Annotated in this window: 18 protein-coding genes; 9 read left to right on the forward strand and 9 right to left on the reverse strand. The window is 62.1% G+C overall.

All coding sequences use genetic code 11. The features are described 5' to 3' along the window. Positions 1-2: 2 nt before the first annotated feature. The 7 genes from FJ867_RS26680 to uxuA all read right to left on the reverse strand — a co-directional run bounded on the left by FJ867_RS26680 (position 3) and on the right by uxuA (position 8,012). On the reverse strand, positions 3-998 hold the full coding sequence (locus tag FJ867_RS26680) for an ABC transporter permease (protein ID WP_140515236.1): 996 nt from the start codon (positions 996-998) through the stop codon (positions 3-5). A gap of 3 nt (positions 999-1,001) precedes the next feature. Then, positions 1,002-2,534: a sugar ABC transporter ATP-binding protein gene (locus FJ867_RS26685; protein WP_140564402.1), complete on the reverse strand. Its 1,533-nt coding sequence runs from the start codon at positions 2,532-2,534 to the stop codon at positions 1,002-1,004. Then, positions 2,524-3,507: an ABC transporter permease gene (locus tag FJ867_RS26690; protein ID WP_140515234.1), complete on the reverse strand. Its 984-nt coding sequence runs from the start codon at positions 3,505-3,507 to the stop codon at positions 2,524-2,526. The genes FJ867_RS26685 and FJ867_RS26690 overlap by 11 nt, the downstream gene beginning before the upstream one ends. A 132-nt stretch (positions 3,508-3,639) precedes the next feature. Next, complete coding sequence (locus tag FJ867_RS26695) at positions 3,640-4,671, reverse strand: sugar ABC transporter substrate-binding protein (protein ID WP_027027652.1); 1,032 nt, start codon at positions 4,669-4,671, stop codon at positions 3,640-3,642. Positions 4,672-4,698: 27 nt separating this feature from the next. Then, positions 4,699-5,550 (reverse strand): IclR family transcriptional regulator, encoded by an 852-nt coding sequence (locus tag FJ867_RS26700; RefSeq protein ID WP_140564403.1) that lies wholly within the window; start codon positions 5,548-5,550, stop codon positions 4,699-4,701. Beyond that, a complete protein-coding gene (locus tag FJ867_RS26705) occupies positions 5,550-6,698 on the reverse strand; it encodes an extracellular solute-binding protein (RefSeq protein ID WP_140564404.1) in 1,149 nt (382 codons plus the stop codon). The genes FJ867_RS26700 and FJ867_RS26705 overlap by 1 nt, the downstream gene beginning before the upstream one ends. 129 nt (positions 6,699-6,827) lie before the next feature. Continuing rightward, positions 6,828-8,012 carry a mannonate dehydratase gene (gene uxuA / locus FJ867_RS26710; RefSeq protein WP_140525113.1) on the reverse strand — a complete coding sequence of 395 codons (1,185 nt, stop codon included), beginning with the start codon at positions 8,010-8,012 and terminating at the stop codon, positions 6,828-6,830. A gap of 134 nt (positions 8,013-8,146) precedes the next feature. Here uxuA and FJ867_RS26715 point away from each other — a divergent pair, with 134 nt between their 5' ends. Genes FJ867_RS26715 through FJ867_RS26725 form a run of 3 tightly spaced genes read left to right on the forward strand, consistent with a single transcriptional unit; the run spans position 8,147 to position 10,836 of the window. Continuing rightward, positions 8,147-8,938 carry a FadR/GntR family transcriptional regulator gene (locus tag FJ867_RS26715; protein WP_224671760.1) on the forward strand — a complete coding sequence of 264 codons (792 nt, stop codon included), beginning with the start codon at positions 8,147-8,149 and terminating at the stop codon, positions 8,936-8,938. Beyond that, on the forward strand, positions 8,931-9,716 hold the full coding sequence (locus FJ867_RS26720) for an SDR family oxidoreductase (RefSeq protein WP_140564405.1): 786 nt from the start codon (positions 8,931-8,933) through the stop codon (positions 9,714-9,716). The genes FJ867_RS26715 and FJ867_RS26720 overlap by 8 nt, the downstream gene beginning before the upstream one ends. 10 nt (positions 9,717-9,726) lie before the next feature. After that, complete coding sequence (locus tag FJ867_RS26725) at positions 9,727-10,836, forward strand: mannonate dehydratase (protein ID WP_140515229.1); 1,110 nt, start codon at positions 9,727-9,729, stop codon at positions 10,834-10,836. 93 nt (positions 10,837-10,929) lie between these two features. Here FJ867_RS26725 and FJ867_RS26730 read toward each other — a convergent pair whose 3' ends face one another. Next, positions 10,930-11,835: a DUF1236 domain-containing protein gene (locus FJ867_RS26730; protein WP_140819015.1), complete on the reverse strand. Its 906-nt coding sequence runs from the start codon at positions 11,833-11,835 to the stop codon at positions 10,930-10,932. A gap of 194 nt (positions 11,836-12,029) precedes the next feature. Here FJ867_RS26730 and FJ867_RS26735 point away from each other — a divergent pair, with 194 nt between their 5' ends. Then, positions 12,030-12,329, forward strand: coding sequence for a DUF1236 domain-containing protein (locus FJ867_RS26735; RefSeq protein WP_224519082.1), 300 nt, complete (start codon positions 12,030-12,032; stop codon positions 12,327-12,329). A 121-nt stretch (positions 12,330-12,450) separates the two neighbouring features. Here FJ867_RS26735 and FJ867_RS26740 read toward each other — a convergent pair whose 3' ends face one another. Beyond that, on the reverse strand, positions 12,451-12,672 hold the full coding sequence (locus FJ867_RS26740; RefSeq protein ID WP_140497477.1) for a hypothetical protein: 222 nt from the start codon (positions 12,670-12,672) through the stop codon (positions 12,451-12,453). 229 nt (positions 12,673-12,901) lie between these two features. Between FJ867_RS26740 and FJ867_RS26745 the strand changes: the two genes are divergently transcribed. The 5 genes from FJ867_RS26745 (at position 12,902) to FJ867_RS26765 (ending at position 15,955) form a co-directional block, all read left to right on the forward strand. Beyond that, a complete protein-coding gene (locus FJ867_RS26745; protein WP_140655479.1) occupies positions 12,902-13,291 on the forward strand; it encodes a response regulator in 390 nt (129 codons plus the stop codon). After that, positions 13,288-14,061 (forward strand): Crp/Fnr family transcriptional regulator, encoded by a 774-nt coding sequence (locus tag FJ867_RS26750; RefSeq protein WP_140497473.1) that lies wholly within the window; start codon positions 13,288-13,290, stop codon positions 14,059-14,061. Before FJ867_RS26745 ends, FJ867_RS26750 begins: the two co-directional genes overlap by 4 nt. Before the next feature lie 178 nt (positions 14,062-14,239). Beyond that, positions 14,240-14,440, forward strand: a complete 201-nt coding sequence (locus FJ867_RS26755; RefSeq protein ID WP_140819017.1) for a hypothetical protein — start codon at positions 14,240-14,242, stop codon at positions 14,438-14,440. Between the two features lie 3 nt (positions 14,441-14,443). Further along, positions 14,444-15,274 carry a sensor histidine kinase gene (locus tag FJ867_RS26760; RefSeq protein ID WP_140819019.1) on the forward strand — a complete coding sequence of 277 codons (831 nt, stop codon included), beginning with the start codon at positions 14,444-14,446 and terminating at the stop codon, positions 15,272-15,274. Between the two features lie 252 nt (positions 15,275-15,526). Then, positions 15,527-15,955 carry a hypothetical protein gene (locus FJ867_RS26765; RefSeq protein ID WP_140515225.1) on the forward strand — a complete coding sequence of 143 codons (429 nt, stop codon included), beginning with the start codon at positions 15,527-15,529 and terminating at the stop codon, positions 15,953-15,955. The last annotated feature ends 7 nt before the right edge of the window (positions 15,956-15,962 follow it).

The raw sequence follows: 15,962 nt of genomic DNA on the forward strand, positions 1-15,962 counted from the left end.
CTTCAGCCTCCATTCGCACGCCGGCGTTTCGCTTCATCAAGGGCGACCGCGGCAATGATGATCATGCCGGTGATGACCAACTGCCACTCGGTCGGCAGGCCAAGCCCGCGCAGGCCGTTGGACAGGAATTGCAGGATCAGCACGCCCAGCGCCATGCCGGTCAGGCTGCCGATGCCCCCCGCAAGGCTGACCCCGCCGAGCACGGTGGCGGCAACCACCTGGAATTCGAAATTGAGCCCCGCCGTATGCTGTGCCGAGCCGACCCGCGCGGCCAGGATGATGCCGGCGACCGTCGCCAGCAGCGCGCTGATGATGAAGCAGATGAACTTGACCCGCCGCACGTCGTAGCCTGCAAGACGGGCCACTTCCTGATTGCCGCCGACGGCATAGATTTGCCGTCCGAACGGCCGGTGCTGCATCATGTAGGCGAAGGCGGCGAGCAGGACGATGGCGATGACGGCCGAATAGGGGATGACGTTGAACAGGCGGCCATCCGACAGCGCGATGAAGCTGTCGAGGCTGGCATCGTCAGGGATCGCGCGCTGACCAGTGTAGAGATAGACGCCGCCGCGCATGATGAACATCGTGCCCAGCGTCACGATCAGCGAGTTGATGCCGGCATAGGCGGTGAGATAGCCGTTGACGACACCGATGATCAGCCCGAACAACAGCGCGCCACCGACGCCGAGCAGCAGCGAATTGGTGTCGTTCATGATGATGATCAGCGGCAGTGCAATGGTCGCCAGCAGCGATCCGATCGAAATATCGACCTCGCCGGAAATGAAGACGATGGCGCAGCCAATGCCGGCGGTGAGCGCGAGCGAGGCCTGGCCGAGCACATTGGTCATGTTGCGCACGGAGAAGAAATTCTCGACGGTAACGGAGAAGAAAGCCAGCACCAGCACGAGGCAGACCAGCAGCGCCAGTTCCTGCCGGGCAAAGAGCCGCGCCAGCATGGACGGCCGGGCTTTCGCGGAGACTGTATTCACAACGCTCATGTCTTATCCGATCGCCGCATTGAGGATCTTCTCCTGCGTGGCTTCGTCGCGCGGCATGATCGCGGTCAGGCGGCCTTCGCACATCACCGCGACCCTGTCGGCAAGACCGAGTAGCTCCGGCATTTCCGACGTCATCATGATGACCGCCAGGCCTTCGCCGGCGAGCCGGTCGATCAAGGCGAATATCTCCGACTTGGCGCCGACATCGATGCCGCGGGTCGGCTCGTCGACGACGATGACCTTGAGGCCACGCATCAGCCAGCGCGAGATCAGCACCTTCTGCTGGTTACCGCCTGAGAGGTTTTTCACCTCTTGGAACAGGCTGGGCGTCTTGATGCGGAAGCGGTCGACGTAATCCTGCACCGCTTTGTGTTCCCTGGCCCTATCGACGAAGCCCATGCGGGCGAAGGCGCCAAGCGAGGCGAGGCTGGCATTCTGGTAGACAGGCAGCTCGCCCATCAGCCCTTCGCTCTTGCGATCCTCGGTGAGCAGACCGATACCTAACCTGACGCCGGTGCGCGTATCGTGCGGCGAGAGGCGCTGGCCGTCGACGGTGATCGTGCCCGAAGTGATCGGATCGTAACCGACGATCGCCTTGGCGAGTTCGGTGCGACCGGCGCCCATCAGCCCGAAGAAGCCGAGCACCTCGCCGGCGCGCGCCTCGAAGGACACGCCGTTGAGCTTCTTCGCCGTGCTGAGCTTGTCCACTGACAGGGCTACCTTGCTAGCCGGTGCGCCACGCTTGCGGGGAAACAGATTTTCGATGCGCCGGCCGATCATGTCCTGGATCAGCGTGTCGTTGGTGTGCTCGCCGATCGGCTTGGTCGAGATGTGGCGCCCGTCGCGCAGCACCGTCACCGTGTCGGCGATCTCGAACACTTCGTCGAGCTTGTGGCTGACATAGACCACCGCGATGCCAAGGCCGGCAAGCCGGCGGATGACGGTGAACAGCAGCGAAACCTCGTTCGGCGTCAGCGAGGATGTCGGCTCGTCCATCACCACCACTCGGGCTTCATGAGCGAGCGCGCGGGCGATCTCGACCATCTGCTGCTGACTGACCGGCAGCGAGCCGGTGCGCGCCGCCGGATCGACGTTGAAGCCGATGCGGTCGAAGAGCGCGGCTGAATCGGCGCGGATCTTCTTCCAGTCGATGGAGCCCGTCCTGCCGGTCGGATAGCCTTCCAGGAAGATATTCTCGGCAACGGTGAATTCGGAGATCAGCGCGATCTCCTGGAACACGACCTTGATGCCTTGCTTCAAGCTGTCGCGCGGCGACTTGATGTCGACCTCGCGTCCGCGCATGCGAATGGAGCCGGCGTCCTTGCCGTAGACGCCGGCCATGATCTTGATCAGCGTCGACTTGCCGGCGCCGTTCTCGCCCATCAGCGCATGGATCTTGCCGGGCTCCAGGGTGAAGTCGACATTGTCGAGCGCCACGACGCCGGGAAAGCGCTTGCCGATGCCGCGCAATTCCAGCGCCGGCACATCGGTATCGATGGCCGCGCCTTCGCCAGGATGCAGGAAATCAACGGACATTGGCTCTGTTCCGGATGATGTCGAGATAGGTTGCCAGGATGATGACGATGCCCGGCACCACCATCTGCAAATCCTGGTTCCAGCCGAGGATGATGATGCCGTTGTCGATCACCTTCAGCACCAGAACGCCAAGCAAGGTACCGAACAGCGAACCGCGGCCACCAAGCAGGCTGGTGCCGCCGAGGATGACGGCGGCAATCACCGTCAGCTCGAAGCCACGGCCGGCGGTCGGCTGGCCGGCATTCATCAGCGACGACAGGATCATGCCGGCAACACCGACGCACAGGCCGGTGACGACGAAGGCCAACAGCTTGAGCCGTTCCGAGCGAATGCCTGACAGGCGCACCGCCTTTTCATTGGCGCCGACCGCGTAGAGGTAGCGGCCGAGCGTGGTGAAGCGCAGCGTCACATAGGCAACCACGAAGATCAGCGCCGCCAGGATGACGGGAACCGGCACGGGGCCGACATAACCGGCGCCGAGATCGGTGAAGTTTGCCAATTGGTTGTGGTTCTGCACCGCCTCGCGCGTGAAGAGATAGACGCCGCCCTGCAGCATCATCATCGTGCCGATGGTGGCGATCAGCGAATTCACCCTGAGCCTGGTGACGACCAGCCCGTTGAACAGGCCGACCCCGCCGGCAAAGGCGAGCGCCGCCAGCATGCCGAGCGTAAGACTATGGGTGGAATTGAGCACCGCCATGCCGATGCAGCCGACGAAGGCGAGCGACGCGCCGACCGACAAGTCGACCTCGGCGGTGATGATGAGCATGGTCATGCCCGAGGCGACGATCAGCACCAGAGCGCATTGGCGCAGGATGGCGATGATGTTGGCCTCCGAATAGAATTGCGGCGCCGCGATCGAGATGGCGATGCACAGCACGGCCAGGATTGCGCCCAGCACGAGCTGGCTGCTGCCCAGAAGGTTGCCGCCGATGAAACGCTTCGACGCGGAGGCCTGTGTAAGCTCGCTCATTTCAGTCCATTCCCGGCCGTTTGCCTGGTCCCTCTGGAACCTGTCGTGTCGAACCAGGCATTTGTCTTGGCCACCGAAAGGTCCTGGCCGCCTGCCCTTCCCGCAACACGGGAAGGGCGATATCGGCCGGCCTTATTTCTTCAGGTCGGCGGAGGTCTTCATGCACTTTGCCGGCGGCTGCAGCGCGTTGACGGCATCCCATTTGATGGTGCGGGTGGTGCCGTCATAGTCATAGAACTTCTTCCAATCGTCGCCGTTCATCGGCGCGGTCGGGCTGACGATGTGCTCCGGCACTTCCTCATTGTTGAAAAGCTTCACCGCGGCATCGATGGCGGTAAAGCCTTCCTTCTCGGGGAACATCGCGGCTTCGATGCGGTAGGAAGGCTCGTTCTGCATCGCGTTGATGAAGGCAAGCCCTTCGCCGCCCGTGCCGACCGTCAACAGGCCATCCTGCGACTTGCCCGCCGCTTTCCAGGCCTGCAGGCCACCCAACGAAGACGAATCATTGATGCCGTAGATGATGTTGATATCGGCGTTCTTGGCCAGTGCCGCGGAGGACACTTCGAGAGCGCGGTCCGGATTGCCGCCGCCGTCGAGATCGTGGACCATGACCGCATCGGGGATGATGGTCTTCAGCCCGTCCATGAAGCCGTGCGAGCGCAGCACGGTGGCGGAAAGCAGCGGCAGGCCGACATTCATCACCTTGGCAACGCCGCCGAGCTTTTCCTTCGCGTATTTGCCGGCCTCGACGCCGGAGAAATAGCCGGTGTCGTAGTCGCAGATGGCGACCATGGTGGTCATGCCCTTGACCGGATTGCCTTCCAGCACGACCGGCACGTTGGCGGCCTTGGCCTGGCGCAGCAGCGGCACCACGCCTTCTTCGTTCACCGGGGTGATGATCAGCACGTCGACGCCCTTGGCGATGAAGTCTTCGGCCGCGGCGACCTGCTTGGCTATGTCGAGATTGGCATCCTGCACCTCGACCTCGATGCCGAGTTCCTTACCGTGAGCCTTCATGCCCTTGATGACGTTCTGATACCACTCATGGGTGGCGTAGTTGGTGACGTAGCCGATGCGCTTGGGCATGTTCTCGGCATGCGCGGCGGCGGCGCCGAGCGCCAGCACGGCGGCGGACGCAAACAGGATTGACTTGGACCAGAGCATTTTCTTCTCCCAGATTTATCGCTTTTGTTAGTCGCTGAACGGATAGTCCCGCCGTTCCGGGTCGGCACGTAAGGAGTTGGTGGCTTCGCCCCAGCCGAGTGCCGCCGATATCTTCTCGGCGGCGGCGCGGGTGCGTTCGAAGACGATTTCGCTGTCGAACCGCGCCGCCTTCTGCGGCAGCAGCGGCACGGTTAGCGCGGCGATGACGGCACCGGTGTGATCGTGCACAGGCATGGAGATGTTGGTGCAGGCCGCAACGGCCAAGGAAGCGCGCATCTCGTAGCCGAGCCTGGCGACCTCGTTCAGCCGCGCCTCGATTTCGGCCCGCGTGCCCTGGCCCTCACCGGCGGCCACGATGCGCTCGACGATGCGGTCGCGCTCGGCCCGGTTCGAATGGGCGAGCAGCACGGCACCCGAACTTGTTTCGAGGATCGGGAAATGCGACCCGAGTGCTACCGAGTAGCGCATCGGCAGCGGCGAATCGATCTGCAAAACCACCAGTGCGTTCTGGCCCTCGCGCACCACGAGATGGCAGCTCTGGTCGGCATTGGCGGTCAATTCGCGCATCACCGGCAGAGCGCATTCCACCAGCCGGTTTACCGGCGGATGCATGTGCGCCAGTTCGAACAGCTTCAGCGACAGCCGGAAACGGTCCGATTGCGTGCGAAAGATATAGCCCCGTTTCTCCAGCAGAAGCAGGATACGGTAGATCTCGTGAATGGAGCGGCCGAGGCCGGTCGCGATCTCGGTCTGGGTCAGCGTTTCGGCGCTGGAGGCCATGAATTCCAGAACGTCGAGCGCCTTCTCCACCGCCGGCACGCGATAGCCGTTGCGGCCGCTTTCGCCCTCGTCGAGCGTCTCGGCAACGCTGGCGGCCATCAGGCGACGCTCCGTTCCGGCTGGACTTGCCTGGTTTCGCGGTAGAGGCTGTTGACGTGGCCTGCGAGTTCGGTCGCCGACATGTCACCGGCTATGGCTGCGGCGGCATGCGGCGCGCATTCGCGGAAGAAGGCGATGAAGCCCGGATGGGTCGGACGCAGATAGGACGATGCGATCGTCCGCAGCGTCGAGCCGAAGAAATCGCCGGAAAGACCATTGACCCCGGCATCCTTCCAGGCAGCCAGCGAACCCGGTTGTCCGCCAGATTTCACATAGTCGCCGCGCTGGTATTCGGGCGAGCACAGGAACAGTGCGTAGTCGATCGCGGCCTGCTTGTGCTTCGATTGGGCGCTGACGCCGATGCCGGCACCGCCGAGCAAGGCGCCGGCGGCTTGCGGGGTGGGCACGTCGGCGAAGCGCAGATGGGGCCTGTCGGGTTTCGAGGCGTAATTCACATAGCCGAAGGCGAACGGCACGTAGACAACGTCGTCATGCGCGATCATGTGGTCGTAGCAGCGGATCGGATTCCATTTCGACGAGTCCGGGTGCGAAAGCGCGACAAGCTCGCGCAATTGCGCAATCGCCTGCTCGACCATTTCCTTCGCGATGAATTGCTCGCCATCTTCCTGGGGACGGCCAAGCGTCAGAAGCAGACACATGGCGTCGGTCGGCACGAAGGGCAGGCCGAGCCACTTGCCGTCGCTGCGCGCGCGCCGGCCAAGCTCCAGCACGTCCTGGTGCGTGCTGGGCACCGGCCCGTAGCGCTCCAGCAAATCCGGCCGATAGGAGGCGACCTGGCAGGCGGCATCGATCGGCAGCGCCCACTGACGGCTGTTCTTCTGGTAGGAGCGCCAGGACGCCCCGACTGAGTCACGTTCGAAGAAATGGATCTGTTCGGCCGACAGATAAGCGTCGAACGGGACCATCAGTTCATCCTGGGCGATATCGCCGATGAAGGGATGGTCGAACACGACCAGATCGTAAGTGCCGAGCACCGGACCGAGGGCGCCCTCACCGAATTCATAGAGGCTGCGGCGGTCCCATTGGATCTCCAGGCCGGGATGCGCGGCGCAATAGGACTCGATGCTGGCGTCCAGCGGACCCCAGCATCGTCTATGATCCCACGCCAGTCCGCGCAGCTTCGTCATGCCACTCAAATCCTCCCGGCACCGGCAATAGCCGGCTCGCCATCGACACTAGCACCATTTTTCATATGCGCAACTTGTTTTCATTTGCGCAAAAAGCACACACATCCTCCCGACTGGCCGATGCAGGGTTCAAGCCAGATCGAAACGCTCCACGGCGCGCATGATGCCGCGCAGTTCAGCCAACCCCTTGAGCCGTCCGATAAGCGAATAGCCGGGGTTGATCTTTTTCTTGCCGATGTCGTCGGCAAGCAGATGCCCATGGTCCGGCCGCATCGGGATTTGCCAGTCGGCCCGGCCTTGCTCGCGACGACGCTTTTCTTCCTGCATCAGAGCCAGGATGACGTGCGCCATGTCGGTGCCGCCTTCGAGATGCTCGGCTTCATAGAACGAGCCGTCCTCTTCGATGGTGATGTTGCGCAGGTGGACGAAATGGATGCGGTCGGCGAATTCCTTGACCATGGCGACGATGTCGTTGTCGGCGCGCGTGCCATAGGAGCCGGTGCAGAAGGTCAGTCCATTGGCGGGACTGTCGACGGCGTTGAGGATGAAACGCGCGTCCTGTGCCGTCGAAACCACGCGCGGCAGGCCGTAGAGCGAGAATGGCGGGTCGTCGGGATGGATGCACATGCGCACCCCCTCCTCTTCGGCCGCCGGAATGATCTCGCGCAGGAACCAGGCGAGGTTGTCGCGCAACTCCTTCGGCCCGATCGAATCGTACTCAGCCAGGGCTTCGCGAAAACTGTCCCTGTTATAGCTGCGTTCGGTCGCCGGCAGGCCGGCAATGAGGTTGCGCTCGATCCGGTCGATCTGCTCTGGCGTCAGCATCTTCAGCCGCTTCTCGGCCTCGGCGATACGCGCCGGCGTATAGCTTGCCGCACCGTTCTTGCGCTGCAGCACGAAAAGATCGTAGGCCGCGAAATCGATCGCATCGAAGCGCAGCGCATAGCCGGTTGTCGGCAGGCGATACATTAGGTCGGTGCGGGTCCAGTCCACCACCGGCATGAAATTGTAGCAGATAGTCTCGATGCCGGCCTTGGCGAGCGCCCGGATGCTGTCGCGGTAGTAGCCGGCATAGCGCTCGCGCTCGGGCGCGCCGATCTTGAAGGAATTGTGCACCGGAATACTCTCGACGACCGACCATTTCAGGCCAGCCGCCTCGATGATCCGCTTGCGCTCGAGCACATCGGCCTCAGGCCAGGCGCGGCCGTCATAGATCTGGTGCAACGCGGAGACAACGCCGGTGGCGCCGGCCTGCCTGACATGTTCAAGCGTCACCGGATCATCGGGACCATACCAGCGCCAGCACTGTTCCATGAAGCCTCCTCAGGGTTGGCGGCGACCATATTGTCGGACCACAAGCCTGTCAACAGAACCTTTCCTTCGCCATACAGTTGATTTCCTGTGGATCGAGCCCTAGGGTGGTCCAACAAATAGCAAGGAGTTCTGCGGTGGAACAGGCGAGCCACGATTCGATGGAGGCGGCAGACGAAGCCGGGATCAGCAGTTCCGCCGTCGACCAGACCGTGCGGCAGATCCTCGACCTCATCCGCAATCGCGCCATGTCCATCGGCGATGTGCTGCCCACCGAACGGGAGCTTGGCGAACTGTTCGGCGCCAGCCGCAACACGATACGCGAGGCGCTGCGCACCATCCGAACCTATGGGCTGATCGATCCCAAGCCGCGCGTCGGCGCGGTGCTCGCCGATCGCCAGAATGTCGCGATCCAGAATTTTTTCGCCGCGCAAATGGACATATCGAAAACGTCCTTTCACGACATACAAGGATTTCGCCGCATCATCGAAGTGAGCGTCGGCGACCACATCATCCTCAATGCCAGCGCCGCCGAACTTGAAGCCCTGGACGAGGTCAATGGCCTGATCGAGACCAGCAAGGATGTCCAGGAAGCCGCGCAACGCGATTTCGATTTCCATCTGGCGCTGATGAAGCTCGCCGGCAACCGCATGCTGGTGCAGACTTATCAGTTCCTGTCGCCGGTCATCCTGCACATCATGACCGTCGGCAAATCCATCCGGCCGGTGCTGAGCGAAACACGCCACGCGCATGGCGAGATCATCGCGGCGCTGCGCGCGCGCGACCGCATTGCCTACTGCTACCTGATGAGCCGGCATCTCGATTTTGGCTTGCGCTTCGTTCCCGACGACCTCGAAAACGCCCGTATGTCGGCGGCAAACCCGGTGCATCCGGGTCCGGCATCTTCCAAGGATTTGCATCATGTCTGATTTTGAGAACAAGGTGGCGCTGATCACCGGCACGACCGGCATCGCGCTCGCCACTGCGAGTCGCCTGGCGCAAGGCGGCGCTGCGATCATCGCCTGCGGCATCGACCGGGCGGCCAATGCCGCCATGCAGGAGAGCCTCGCCAAGGCCGGAGCGAATGCGCTGGTGCAAACGGTGGATGTCTCCGTTTCCGACCAGGTGCGCGACGCGGTCGCAGCGGGCGTCGCGAGGTTCGGCGGCATCGACATCATCGTCAATTCGGCGGCGGTCCACCCCTACGGCACGGCGACCACCACCGACTGGGAAACCTGGAACCGGGCGATGACGGTCAATGTCGGGTCGATCTACCTGACCGCGCATTTCGGCATTCCCGAAATGATCCGCCGAGGCGGCGGTGCCATCGTCAATGTCGCCTCGGTGCAGGGGTTCGCCTGCCAGCAGAACGTCGCCGCCTATGCCACGACCAAGGGCGCCATCCACACGCTGACGCGTTCGCTGGCGCTCGACTATGCCGCGGCCGGCATCCGGGTCAATTCGGTCAGCCCGGGCTCGATCCGCACGCCAATCCTCGAGAAGGCAGCGCGTGGCGACAATGGAAGCGACGCCGATGTCGAAGAAGCCTACAGACGCTTCGGCGCCGCCCATCCGCTCGGCCGCATCGGCGAGCCGGAGGAAGTGGCGGAGCTCATCGCTTTCCTGTGTTCATCGAAAGCCGGCTTCTGCACCGGCGCTGACTACAAGATCGATGGCGGCCTCACCGCCGGCATCGGCGTCAAGTAGGGTAACGCGGATGAAGATCGGACTTGGCCTCTATCGCGATTCGCTGACGCCGGAGAATTTCCGCTTTGCCCGGCAGGCCGGCGCAACGCATGTCGTTGCGCATCTGACCAACTATTTTCGCGGCCGCGATCCCTCGCTGTCGGCCGGCACCGAAACGGATGGCTGGGGCGATTGTTCAACGGATGGATTGTGGAGCTACGAGGATTTCACCGGACTGGTGAAAACCGTACGCGACAACGGCCTGGAGATCGCCGGCATCGAAAACCTGTCGCCGCGCTTCTGGTCCGACGTGCTGCTCGGCGGCCCCGATCGGTCGAGGCAGCTCGACGGCCTCAAGCGCCTGGTGCGTGACGCCGGCCGGGCCGGCATTCCCTGCATAGGCTACAACTTCTCGATCGCGGGCGTGTGGGGCTGGCAGCGCGGGCCATTCGCGCGCGGCGACGCCATGTCCGTGGGGCTCGATTTGTCCAATATCGATCCCGACCTGCCGCTGCCCGACGGAGTGGTCTGGAATATGCGCTACCGGCCGGGCCGAGCCGGCGCCGCGCCTGTCAGGGTCTCGCAAGAAGAACTGTGGGAACGGCTTGGCGTCTTTCTGCGCGAAATCGTACCGGTGGCCGAAGAGGCCGGCGTCGTGATGGCTGCGCATCCGGACGATCCACCCGCCGAGGCGCTGCGCGGCACGGCGCGCCTCGTCAACCGGCCGCAGAAGTATGATCGGCTGATGGATATCGTCGACTCGCCCGCCAACGGGCTGGAGCTCTGCCTCGGCTCGCTGCAGGAGATGCCGCAGACCGAGGAGATCTATAGCCATGTGCGCCGTTTCGCGCGGCGTGGCCGCATCGGCTATATCCATTTCCGCAATGTGCGGGGCAAAGTGCCGAAATATCACGAAACCTTCGTCGACGACGGCGACATCGACATGGCCGAGATCGTGCGCATTCTGCGCGACGAGAATTATCAAGGCGTCATGATACCCGATCACACGCCTGAGATGGCCTGCGACGCGCCATGGCACGCCGGCAAGGCCTTCGCATTGGGCTACATGCGCGCACTGGTGCAGAACGCCGACGCGCTAGGCCCGGTACGAAGCCGGGCACCCGACATGGCAGCGGAGTGAATAGGGGACGCACGACTGACATTTTTCGAGCCCGAAGGCGCCGCAAAAGCCCGCTTTCGATGGAGAGCGGGCTTTTGTTAGTCGGCTCGGTTCCTAACTCAGGATAGCGACGATCTCATATGAGTTCGGATCGACAATAACAATCCTGCCATCGGCCAGGAGGAAATATTCATAGCTCTCATAGGCAGGAACGATTTCGACGATCCGGTGCGGAAGTCGATGCAGCCGCACCTTCTGCTTCGGCACTTTCACGCCGACCGAAATGTCCACGTCGAGGTTCGAGACCGGTTCCACCTTCGTCTCGCGGATGACGTTGGTGATTTCGGTCTTCTGCTCGACGGATATATTGTTGATTGAAGCGGTTGAACTCTGGTCGGTAGTCGTACCGGCCTTGCCCTGCGCTTGCTGATCGGTAGTCGTACCGGCCTTGCCCTGCGCCTGCTGGTCGGTCGTCGTACCGGCCTTGCCCTGCGCTTGCTGACCGGTAGTCGTACCGGCCTTGCCCTGCGCCTGCTCGTCGGTCTTCATGCGGGGCTTGCCTTGCGCCTGCTGATCGGTCTTCACGCCCGCCTTGCCTTGCGCCTGCTCGTCGGTCTTCGCTCCGGCTTTGCCTTGCGCCTGCTCGTCGGTCTTCATGCCGGCCTTGCCTTGCGCCTGCTCGTCGGTCTTCATGCCGGCCTTGCCTTGCGCCTGCTCATCGGTCTTCATGCCGGCCTTACCTTGCGCCTGCTCGTCGGTCTTTACGCCCGCCTTGCCTTGCGCCTGCTCATCGGTCTTCGCTCCGGCTTTGCCTTGCGCCTGCTCGTCGGTCTTCATCCCGGCCTTGCCTTGCGTCTGCTGCTCGGTGCTGCCGCCCTTCTGGCAATCGGCCGAGCCGGCTGCGCAAGTGTCTGCCCCACCCGATTGGGCCGCTTCGCCCGACTGCTGCTGGGTCTGCGCGATTGCCGCCCCACATCCGAGGGTAAGCGCTAGCATGCTGGTTATCAGAGTGGTTCTCATGGGAGGTCTCCTAGGATGGCAGTCCCTTCGCGGCAAAACTTTGCCGCCCCGCGATTGTTCCACCGCAGACTAATATATTCCGGAGCGGATGGAACTGCCGGCATTTTGCGAAGTTCGGCGCATGGGGCGCACCTGCCGAAATGCCGGTGGCGTCGTCGGCTCGGCGCCCTGCGCAACATCTGATGGAGACAGAAGTGGAAAAATATCTACTGGGAACGGCAGTGGGCATCCTGTTTCTTGCGGGGGCCGGAGCGGCCGCGGCGCAAGATGTGGTCATCCAGCCGGAGCAAGAAACCGTTATCAAGGAGTATGTGAAGAAGCAGCCGCTGGCCTCGGTCCAGCTGCCCGGTGTGGAACTCAATGTCGGATCCACCGTGCCTGATACGGTCGAACTTCATGAAGTTCCCGATGTGAAATACCGCTACGTCGTGGTCGACAATCGAACAGTTCTGGTCGACCCGGAAACCCGGAAAATCGTCCAGGTCCTTCAATGACCGCATGTTCCAAAGCGCCCGCCCCGGCACGCGTCGAGGCGGGCGACGTGTGTCAGGTTTCTGTTTTCATGCATGTCTTTGTTCCAAACCGAGGCGTTTTGGGCGACATGCATGAGCATGGCTACGACTGCAGGTCAAATGCGATGTTGCGATGCTTTTGAATTGCTGAGCTGGCAACAATGTCCGCCAGTTCTTTGTCGGAGAGAGTGCATTCTGGCAGTTCGTAACGGATGGCTGACACCGCCTGCGCCGTGGAAATTGGCCATTCGAGATTTCTGCGGGAATTGATGTAGTGATCGATGGCCCGGATCAGTTCCTTCGAGGTCATATCGATCACAGGCATCGGTTCCTCCTCCTTATTTCCCCGTTTTTCTCACTGTGTTGACGGACACCGAAACCTGCCATCACAATTGTTAAAACGGCAGACGAAAAAGATGTCGATTCAGGAATAGGGGCTGGCGGTGGCTTTGGAGTTCACCTCCGCTGCATCGGTGGAAATATAACTGGGAGTGCAGCGGGTTGCGGTGTAGTGTCCCAAGTGATGGCCGCCGCAAAGGGAGAGTGCTTGCACCATGGACGGGGAAGCGGCGAAATCAGCCTTTCTGGGCGGGATTCGCGTTTTGATCGTGGAAGACGAATATTTTCTCGCCGATGACCTGCGTAAGGCTCTGGTCACACAAGGGGCGACAGTGCTCGGCCCGGTCGCCACGGTCGAGCCCGCAATCGAATTGCTGAACAGCGGTCAATGCGATTTTGCGATTCTCGATATCAACTTGCGCGGCGAGCAGACATTCGAGATTGCCCGCGAGTCGTTGGCGAAAGGCGTTCCGATCGCCTTCGCCACCGGCTATGATCAGACGGCCATTCCAGCAGAGCTCGGCGGGATCAGGCGATTTGAAAAGCCTCTGGAATTCGGCAGCATTGTCGAGTTCGTTGCCGCGACGGCACACGATACGCGATGAACGAGAGAAGCGAGCCGGCGGTTGGCCTGAGAGCGAAGACCGCGCGGCACCCGCTTATCCGCAAGCTGTCCAATTTCACGGTCCTGTCCGTGGAAGAATGCGACGCCATCGAGAGCGCGACAACAAAGGTCGCCGAATTCGCCGCCGGCGATGACGTCATCCAAAGGGGCGACCGGACAGGCGGGGTCAACCTGCTGCTCGAAGGATTTGCCTGCCGCTACAAGATTCTCGAAGACGGTCGGCGACAGATCCTTGCCTATTTGGTGCCGGGCGACCTTTGCGATCTTCACGTGTTCCTGCTGCGGCGCATGGACCACTCGATCGGTGCTCTCAGCCGCTCCAAGGTTGCGGCGATCCCGCAGAGCGCCATCCTCGGCTTCACCAACAGCTATCCCAATCTTACGCGTGCGCTCTGGTGGACCACGCTGCTCGACGAGGCGATCACCCGCGAATGGGTCGTCAACATCGGCCAGCGGACTGCTTATGAGCGGATGGCTCACCTTTTTTGCGAGCTGTTCCACAGGCTTCACGCAATTGGTGAAACGGCCGGCAAGAGCTATCCCCTACCGGTAACCCAGGCGACCCTGGGCGATACGCTCGGTCTTTCGAACGTGCACATCAACCGTACGCTTCAGGATCTCAGGCGCGACGGCCTCATTTCGTTCAACAACGGCACTGTAACGATCAAGAACCTGGCGAAACTGGAGGCGGCGGCCTTTTTCAATCCTGATTACCTTCATCTGTTGGACGTCAGGGAGCCTTTTGCATGATCAGGCACGGCCTCATCGAGTGGAGCGCAAAAATGAAACATCATAGGGAACCTGGCCGGCTTCTGCCGGTTCGGCGTGACCGGAAGCGGTAGCGAGCGATGGCCAAGCGCGATTTGATCGGCGGTTCGGCAGGTACGATCGATCTGCTGGGGTCTACCTCAATGACATCGCTGGGGAGTTGGCCGCTGCGATCGCCTTCCATATTTCCGCCGACAGGGGCGGCATTAATGCTCCTGCCGGCTCGACGGTGTCATCGCCGCCGGCTGAAAACCGCGCGCGGCGGCACGAAAGCCAATCCTGCTTGCGTGAACGCGAGCCAAAGGTTGACGAGACGATGCGCCTGGCACCGCGCATCATCGAGGAACGGTTGAAAGACTGACAGGTGGCTGGAAAAAGACCTCGCAAGAAGGACGTCGCGGGTACACCCTCCCGTCCGCAAGGTCTGTCCGCCGAAGAACGCGATGCTTCCGCGTCGATGCGGCTCAGCCATGTCGATGAACAGATGGACGAACGTGACGATCATATCGCCCGGCTCGAAGCCGAACTCCAGGTCACACGCGACCGCCTCCAGGTGACGAAGGCATTTGCCGCCGAATTGCAGCACCGCGTTCGCAACACGTTGAGCATTGTCCGTTCGATCGCTCGCCGCTCGGTTGAAAACAGCGACAATGTCGAGGACTATGCCTTTCACCTCGAGGGCCGCATCAATGCGCTCGCACGCACGCTCAATGTGCTGATGCGATCGGCCTCGGCCACCGTGCAGCTTGACATGCTTGTCCTTGACGAGCTTGCGTCCCAAGGCGGCCGGACCGAAGATCAGTTCACCATAGATGGCCCGGATATTTCCTTGTCCGGAAAGGCGGCGGAGACCTTGGGCCTGGCTTTCCACGAACTCGCCACCAACTCGATGAAATATGGCGCGCTGTCGGCAGCCGACAAATCAATCAGCGTAAGCTGGAAAGTGGATGGCACGCCCGCCAGACAGGAGCTGAAGATCCGCTGGATCGAGGACCTGCATGGTCCGGCAGCAATACCTGCGCGACGCGGCTTCGGATCCGAGCTGATCGAAAAGGTGGTGCCCTACGAGATCGGCGGAGCTGGCTCGCTGCGCTTCACCGATGCCGAGGTGATCTGCACGATGGATATCCCCCTCTCGAACGAAATTCACCCCAGCAGGAGCCTGGAGGACCCGCCCGACGATCTCCAGCATTGAACACCGACACTCCTGCGCCGAAAGGCGGTCGGGGCCAGGAGCGTGGAGTTGGAAGGGGCTGACCCAGCACCGACCGAGGTGGCGCAACGGCCCCGGGGTTTGCCGAGTTGCCGCCGCACCGGCCTTCAAATTCTCAAAATGATGGAACTTCAGCGACAACAAAGAGTTCGGAGCGCGGCGACGGCGAGCGCGCTGTCGTGATCTCGCGACTCACCTTGAAGCGGGAGGAACCTGGATCAACAGGAGCTGACCATGAAGTCCCATACACTCGAACAACTACACGCAATCGCGGAAGTTGATACGGTGTGCCCGACAATGACGCGGAACCAACGCCTGGAGCGCTGGGCAAGTCTTCTTGAGCGTCATCCTGAACGGCGCCTCGGAGCGCTTCCGGGCACCGAATATATGAGCCCCGACATGCGCGAAAACGCCTACTGCGTGCAATCCCCCATCAGCGTCGCGTTCGAAGATCCGATACTGCGGGCGCAGGGTCTGGAAGGCGACACCTATGGCGAGGCAAAGCGCTTTTTCGAACTGTCCAACTGGCAGTTGCACAACATCGTCTGCGATTGCCACGTCGGTGCGACCATGAAAGCCGGGTGGGTCGCCGTTCGCGTGCGCGCCGCCATGGGCGAAGGTTTCAATATCTTCGCCAGGCTCAGGGCGCTGCTCGGACGTTGACCGAGAC

It is taken from the genome of Mesorhizobium sp. B2-5-3 (genome assembly GCF_006441005.1).
Lineage (GTDB): Bacteria > Pseudomonadota > Alphaproteobacteria > Rhizobiales > Rhizobiaceae > Mesorhizobium.